This is a genomic window from Acinetobacter sp. V2, from assembly GCF_001188385.1.
Lineage (GTDB): Bacteria > Pseudomonadota > Gammaproteobacteria > Pseudomonadales > Moraxellaceae > Acinetobacter > Acinetobacter oleivorans.
On the sequence record NZ_JZFB01000003.1, the window covers coordinates 415357 to 421839 of the forward strand.

General features: G+C 37.8%; 8 protein-coding genes and 1 pseudogene. 6 read left to right on the forward strand and 3 right to left on the reverse strand.

Annotation, left to right across the window (positions count from 1 at the left end; genetic code table 11):
- Window positions 1–13: 13 nt before the first annotated feature.
- The gene (locus UC75_RS12800) at window positions 14–568 is read left to right on the forward strand and encodes a TetR/AcrR family transcriptional regulator (RefSeq protein WP_049837819.1); all 555 of its coding nucleotides are present in this window, start codon (window positions 14–16) and stop codon (window positions 566–568) included.
- 68 nt (window positions 569–636) lie between these two features.
- Here the strand turns inward: UC75_RS12800 and UC75_RS12805 are convergent, their stop codons facing one another.
- Window positions 637–1581 (reverse strand): metal-dependent hydrolase, encoded by a 945-nt coding sequence (locus UC75_RS12805; protein WP_049837820.1) that lies wholly within the window; start codon window positions 1579–1581, stop codon window positions 637–639.
- A 283-nt stretch (window positions 1582–1864) separates the two neighbouring features.
- Window positions 1865–2098: a DUF2171 domain-containing protein gene (locus UC75_RS12810; protein ID WP_049837821.1), complete on the reverse strand. Its 234-nt coding sequence runs from the start codon at window positions 2096–2098 to the stop codon at window positions 1865–1867.
- A gap of 249 nt (window positions 2099–2347) precedes the next feature.
- On the opposite strand from UC75_RS12810, the gene UC75_RS12815 reads away from it, so the two are divergent.
- From UC75_RS12815 to UC75_RS12830, 4 genes are read left to right on the forward strand one after another with little or no spacing between them, the layout of a single operon-like run.
- A complete protein-coding gene (locus UC75_RS12815) occupies window positions 2348–3361 on the forward strand; it encodes an acyl-CoA/acyl-ACP dehydrogenase (protein WP_049837822.1) in 1014 nt (337 codons plus the stop codon).
- The gene (locus tag UC75_RS12820; RefSeq protein ID WP_049837823.1) at window positions 3349–4143 is read left to right on the forward strand and encodes a PIG-L deacetylase family protein; all 795 of its coding nucleotides are present in this window, start codon (window positions 3349–3351) and stop codon (window positions 4141–4143) included. Before UC75_RS12815 ends, UC75_RS12820 begins: the two co-directional genes overlap by 13 nt.
- Window positions 4118–4717: a class I SAM-dependent methyltransferase gene (locus tag UC75_RS12825; protein ID WP_128825262.1), complete on the forward strand. Its 600-nt coding sequence runs from the start codon at window positions 4118–4120 to the stop codon at window positions 4715–4717. Before UC75_RS12820 ends, UC75_RS12825 begins: the two co-directional genes overlap by 26 nt.
- The gene (locus UC75_RS12830; RefSeq protein ID WP_049837825.1) at window positions 4714–5358 is read left to right on the forward strand and encodes a glycosyltransferase; all 645 of its coding nucleotides are present in this window, start codon (window positions 4714–4716) and stop codon (window positions 5356–5358) included. The genes UC75_RS12825 and UC75_RS12830 overlap by 4 nt, the downstream gene beginning before the upstream one ends.
- 4 nt (window positions 5359–5362) lie before the next feature.
- On the opposite strand, the gene UC75_RS12835 is transcribed toward UC75_RS12830, so the two are convergent.
- A complete protein-coding gene (locus tag UC75_RS12835; RefSeq protein ID WP_049837826.1) occupies window positions 5363–5725 on the reverse strand; it encodes a DUF3592 domain-containing protein in 363 nt (120 codons plus the stop codon).
- Window positions 5726–5971: 246 nt separating this feature from the next.
- On the opposite strand from UC75_RS12835, the pseudogene UC75_RS12840 reads away from it, so the two are divergent.
- Window positions 5972–6483 (forward strand): annotated as a pseudogene (locus tag UC75_RS12840) (mechanosensitive ion channel family protein); the annotation flags it as partial.

A 6483-nucleotide genomic window follows, 5' to 3' on the forward strand; every position in this document is an offset into this window, starting at 1 on the left:
AAACGGTATTCCTATGCCAAATTTAGAATCTTCATTTAGAGCACTTAGAGTGCTTCACACCGCAAAAGACTTGTTTAATCAATATGGATTTCATAAGGTCGGGGTCGACCAAATTATTGCAGAAGCCAAAGTTGCCAAAGCTACTTTTTATAACGACTTTCACTCAAAAGCACGACTCATCGAGATGTGTCTCACTTTTCAAAAAGATGCGCTTAAAGTAAAAGTGTTTTCCATTATTAGTTCTTACCGTGAGCAAATGGTGCTTGATAAACTTAGGCAGATTTACCTTTTACATGCCGATTTAAATGGCTTTTATCATTTACCCTTTAAAGCAATTTTTGAAATTGAAAAGCTCTATCCAGTTGCCTATAAAGTTGTGGTTGACTATAGAAACTGGTTTGTTAACGAAATCTATAAGTTGCTTTTAACCTTAAAAGCTACGGTCTCCATCCAAGATGCCTACATGTTTTTATTTATGATTGATGGGGCGATGGTCCAGCTTTTAGATAAAAATACGGTAGATGAAAGAGATCGGTTGTTGGATTATTTCTTTTTAAATTTTGCTTAAGCGACAAAACTCACCTAAGAAAAAGCCTCCAAACAAGGAGGCTTTTTAATTTAAATAATAATAGCTGCTTAGCTTAATGCCGCAGGTTTTGCACCCTGTGCCATTCCTTCAAAATATTGAACAGCAGGCGAACGAGCCATATAAGCTAAAGCTTGCTCGGTGTCACCTTCATGAAGTGGGTTAAATTTTGGAGAAACCCATCTTAATGTCGCTTTCCATAAATATTTAATGGTCGGTAGGTTGTCTGAGCGAGTCGCAGTTTTTTCAAATTCACGAATAATTTTGAAGTAGCCACGACGCATCAATTTTTGAATATCTTCATGTTCTAAATCTTGTTGGCCTAAACTACGCGCAAAGTCAGCAAGGAAATAAATAAACAGCGGAAAAACAGCCGCCATAATCAGTTGGCGCGACACATAAAAACCAAACTTGTTTGTTAAGAGATGCTCAAATAAGTCGTAAGCAACACAGCGATGTTCAACTTCTTCAGCCAAATGCCAACGGAACAAGTCCGCCATAGCAGGGTCGGCTTGGTCCCAAGACTTACTGTCGAGTGTCCACTGACCAATGGTTCCAGTAAAGTGCTCAATTGCAGCAATCACACCTACTCGGAAAAGTAACCAATATTCATCAAGCTTTTCGCCTTTTAAAAAGGGCATACCTAAAGGTTTGTCACCCAATAAAATGTTAAATACAAAATGGGCGCGGTTAAGTGTTTCTTGAATGTCGTAGCCATTTTCACGTAAGAAGTCCTGAGCCTTTTCATGGGCACGTGCATGAGCTGCTTCTTGACGAACAAAGCCAATCACTTCTTGTTTTAAGGTTTCATCGGTAATCAAGGGAAGGGTTTTATTAAACACGCGGCAAAACCAAAACTCACCAGCCGGCAAGAGCATATTAATACCATTGGCTACGTGTGAGCATAGCGGATCATTCGGCATCCAACAGACAGATGACTCGGCAAAATCAAAATGTACTTTTCTTGCTTTAAGTTGATGATTCCCTGTGATCATATACGTCACCCTATTCATAATTGTTCATTTAATGCGAATGGACAATTTTTAGCATTAAGTAAAATCGATCACCATGTGAGTAAAGGACAAAAACATCTAACTAAAGGCTTCTAGAGATAAAAACGGTCTAAGGCAGAGATTTCATAAATAAAAAAGGCTCCTTATAAAAAGGAGCCTTCAGTTCGGGGAGTTAGGCTGTAAAGTTTTTAAGCCTTATTATTTTTTATAAGCTAAATCGCTTTATTATAAATTTCACGTTAAGTCACGTATTGTGCTTAAAAGTCTAGATCGCTTGCCACTGATCTTTAACTTCTTGTGAATTTTTATTCAGAATGACTTGGTTTTCTTTCACTTCACCAATCCATCCTGTAGGGATAAGGTGATGTTGACCGCTTTCGTCTCGAGTCAGCTTTAATTGGTTTTCGCCATCAAGATGGTCGACTGTACCTACTTTAGTACCACAAGAAGCAATAACGTCTGCGTGTTTTTTAATATCATTAATATTTAAAGTGCTCATTTTAGACCTCTTCTTTAGAAATAGAAAAACGGTAAGACTTAAATTACTTTAAATAATTGGATAAATCAGGGGTTTTTAATAAACCTTACAGGATGGGTTTATAAGTTCACTTAATAAATATATTCGAGTAACAATGAAATAATTAGATATAAAACTAATAATATTTATCTTTTTATTACAATTTATATGTTTATTTAAACAGAAGTATTTAGATAAGGTTAAACCAAGTCTTATAAATAATTATTTGCAATGAATATTAAAATACCTATAAATGTGACGATATTAAGTGTCTTGAGTGAATTTGAATCTGCCTCGGCTGAAGATAAAAGCAAGCTTCGTATAAGTTTACTCTCTCAATTGGTAAATTTAGCCAAAAACTTGCCTCATCCTGCTTCGGGTCAGACCTATCAACGCTGGCAACTTTTTGCTCAGGTTGCTGGAGTCGATTTAAGTTTGGCGAAGCTTTTTGAGTCGCATTGCGATGCTTTAAGCATTTTAAGTGAATTGGGTTATCACCCAGAAATAGATGACCAACTTTGGGCTGTTTGGGCAGCAGACGGTGGACCAGCTCCATTGCAGGTAAAAGATAACCTGTGTAATGGCATAAAGCCTTGGTGTTCTGGTGCAGAGTTTATTCAAAAAGTTTTAATGAGTTATAAAAATCAACAAGGGCAGGCACAGCTTTGTATTGTTGACTTAAGTCATTCTTCTATTAGCACAGACTCAAGCCACTGGCATGCAGTCGGGATGAATGCGACACAGACTGCAAGAGTAAGTTTTGAAAATACGCCTGTTAAATTGATTGGTCACCCAAATAGTTATTTAAAACGTCCAGGCTTTTGGCATGGTGCAGCAGGTGTTGCAGCTTGTTGGTACGGTGCCGCCGTTGGTTTAGCTGGTTTTTTACAAGAAAGTTGTCAGGTCAGTCCGAATCCTTTTAAAAAATTGTACTTAGGAGAGGTTGCTCATCAATTAGAAATTACTAAGCAATATTTTCAATATGTTGCTGAACTGATTGACAGCAAACCTATGCTAAATCATGAGCGGGAAATACGAATACTACGTGCCCAAACAGAACAATGCTGTCTGAGTGTGGTTGAGCGAGTAGGTAAAGCGTTAGGTGCTCGTCCTTTTTGTGAAGATGCTACTTTTGCACAGCTCATGGCTGATTTACCTGTGTTTATCAGGCAAAGTCATGCTGCTTTTGACTACCAACAAATTACAGAACTCTGTTTATCGGACCAAAGCCTATGGGAACTTTAAAACATCCTTTGGTCGAAGACCGCATTATTTTTGGTGAGGGTACGTCAAAAGAGCAATGGTTAAATGCATTTCAACAACAACCTTTAGCAGCTTTAGATCTTGAGTTATTTCGCTCTAAAAGGGTGGTGATTGTTGCTCCACATCCTGATGATGAAGTGCTTGGTTGCGGTGGCTTAATGCAACAACTCATTGCGCTGAATTGTAAGATCCTTATTTTAGCGGTAAGTAACGGCACCCAAAGCCATCCTAACTCTACAAAATATCCTCCAGATCAGCTCAACATTCTTCGTCCGCAAGAAAGCTTGGCGGCTTTAAAGTGTTTAGGGGTAGAAGGGTCAACCGAGCATGTAGAGCTTAATTTGTTAGATGGTCAGATTCATTTACAAACCGATCAACTGTTGCAGAGTTTAGAGCAGATCGTTCAAGCCGATGACATTCTAATTTGTAGTTATGCCTTTGATGGTCATCCAGACCATGAAGCCGTTGGTAAAACCGTACAAGCTTACGCAACCGCTAAGCAGCTTCTATGTTTACACGTATTAATTTGGGCTTGGCATTGGGCAAAGCCTTTAGACTCTCGAATCGATTGGTACCGAGCAAAAGCCTATCACTTAACTGAAGAACAGCTAACTAAAAAACATCAAGCAATTTTGCAGTTTAAAACCCAACTTGAAGCAGATGAAACCACGGGTAATGCTACGGTTCTTTCTTCAAGTGCAATTAAACGTCTTTTAATGCCTTATGAGGTTTATTTGAGTGATTCATTCTCGCATGTACTTTGAAGATTTATATCGTCATAACAGTGATCCGTGGGGCTATGACTCTCATTGGTATGAAGCTCGTAAAAGACAAATTTGTCTCGCGCTGCTGACAAAACCTCGTTACTCAAAAGTGTTAGAAGTGGGCTGTTCAAATGGACATTTAAGTTTTCATTTGGCACAAAGAGCCGAGCAATTGCTGTGTATAGATGTCTCTGAGTGTGCTGTTCGCTTAGCGTCCGAGCGCTTAAAAGAATTTGAGCATGTGATTGTTGAAAATAGAAAAATACCAGAAGACTACTCAATTCAAAAATTTGATCTCATTTTAATTAGTGAGATGGCCTATTACTTATCTGCTGATGAATTGCAGCAGTTTATTGAAAAGTTAAAACATAGTTTAAATGACGACGGCGAGATTCTTTGTTGTCATTGGCGTCATGAAATTCAAGATTTTGAATTAAATGCAGAACAAGTCCATCAAGGCTTTCAGCAACATTTCCCATTTCATCACTATCTCAGCTTAAACGATCCAGATTTTATGATTGATCTATGGACGGCGAACACTTCCTCTTTAGCACAGCAGGAAAAACTAAGATGAAAATAGGTATCGTCATTCCAGCGCATAACGAAGAGCACTATCTATCTGCTTGTTTGCAATCTATTCAGGTCGCCATAGATAATATTTCTGGTTATGAGGTAGAAGTGCTTGTTGTACTCGATAGCTGTACAGATCAGTCGCGGTTGATCGTCCAAAGCCATCAAATCAACTGGATTGAATGCAACTATGCATGTGTCGGCAAGGCGAGGGATTTAGGAATCCGTCATTTAATCGGGCGTGGTGTAACTTGGATTGCATGTACCGATGCAGACACCGTGGTGAGTCCTGATTGGCTGCGCTATCAAATCCAGCATCAACCCACAGATGCAATTTGCGGCACTGTGACGCTAGACGATTTTAGTCATCTCTCTATAACGAAACAGCAAAAATATTTAGCGCATTATAAAGATCAGATGGATCACGCGCATATTCACGGGGCGAATTTAAGTTTTAGTGCAGAGGTTTATCTTTTGGTAGGTGGCTTCGAGCCTATTTCATGCCATGAAGATGTATCTTTAATCAAAAAATTGATCAAGCATTGTTGCAATATTACTTGGAGTAATCTGGTTCGAGTGACAACGAGTAGTCGCTTGAACGGGCGGGCACCTCAGGGTTTATCTTACTTTTTAAATAATCTCTAATCACTTAAACCATGACCTCTCCCAATATTGAAATATTCTTTAAATTTTTAGGGTCATATTTAATTTTGATGATGCTACCGACTTTATATTGATCGTGATTTTGTTTAGCAATAAGCACCTTAAGGTTTTCAGTAATGATTTCGCCTTGCTCAGTTTGAAATTTTAATTTTATATAACATAACGGGCGATATTGCACCTTAGCTAATGAGTCCTGAAAATACACAACTTCGGCAGAAGTCATCGTTCCTCGTTTATAAATTAAAAACTTATGAACCAGACTTTTAAGAAAAAAGGTCCAAGCAATATAGACAAAGAATAAGCTGAACCAAACTACTCCAATAAAAGTCAAAAAATCAGAAAATTTCACTCACTAAAACCAAAATTATTCGTTTAACGTATTATTCTAGATGAACAGATTTGTTGGATCTAGTTTATGTGTGTGATCTAAAACATAAGCAGATAAAACCTTATAGTTCAGCGTCAAAAATAATGAGATAAATATCAGGGTATATAACTTAGTTGTTGTATTTATGCCTACATATGTAAACAAGTCTTATTAACACATGCTTTAGCCCTTAAAATTCTAGAAAAGAAAGTTTTAAGGTGTAGAGGTTTGGATTTTTTAAGTTTTTTCCGCGATATTCGGGTTCAGTTAAGCCATTATCCTTGGCTAGAAATGCTTGTTTCACTCACCATTTTGATTTTATTTGCAGCAATCGCAAATTTTATTGCTAAACGCATTATTGTTCGGGGCGTCCGTCACTTGGTGACCAAGCTAAAATCACCCAATCAATCTATTTTTGCCCAGCATAGCGTCATAAAGAAATTTGCAAATATTGTTCCTGCTGTTGTGATTATGAACGGCATTGCAACGGTTCCTCATTTAACTCCAAAGTTCATTTCTTTTGTAGAAATGGGCGCGCAAGCATTTATCTTTCTTACACTTGCGCTTACCGTCAGTGAAATATTAAACATATTTAATCTTATCTATCAACGTAATCCAAAATCTAGAAATAAGCCGATTAAGGGTTACTTACAACTGGTTAAGTTAATCTTATTTGTTGTGTGTGGCCTGATGATTTTGGGAACATTCCTTAAAAAGGATGTGTTCACTTTACTGGCAGG

What these genes read in the sequence shown, in the direction of transcription:
- UC75_RS12800 (WP_049837819.1), top strand. Translation starts at nt 14, where the DNA reads ATGCCAAATTTAGAATCTTCATTTAGAGCACTTAGAGTGCTTCACACC.
- UC75_RS12805 (WP_049837820.1), bottom strand. Translation starts at nt 1,581, where the DNA reads ATGATCACAGGGAATCATCAACTTAAAGCAAGAAAAGTACATTTTGAT.
- UC75_RS12810 (WP_049837821.1), bottom strand. Translation starts at nt 2,098, where the DNA reads ATGAGCACTTTAAATATTAATGATATTAAAAAACACGCAGACGTTATT.
- UC75_RS12815 (WP_049837822.1), top strand. Translation starts at nt 2,348, where the DNA reads ATGAATATTAAAATACCTATAAATGTGACGATATTAAGTGTCTTGAGT.
- UC75_RS12820 (WP_049837823.1), top strand. Translation starts at nt 3,349, where the DNA reads ATGGGAACTTTAAAACATCCTTTGGTCGAAGACCGCATTATTTTTGGT.
- UC75_RS12830 (WP_049837825.1), top strand. Translation starts at nt 4,714, where the DNA reads ATGAAAATAGGTATCGTCATTCCAGCGCATAACGAAGAGCACTATCTA.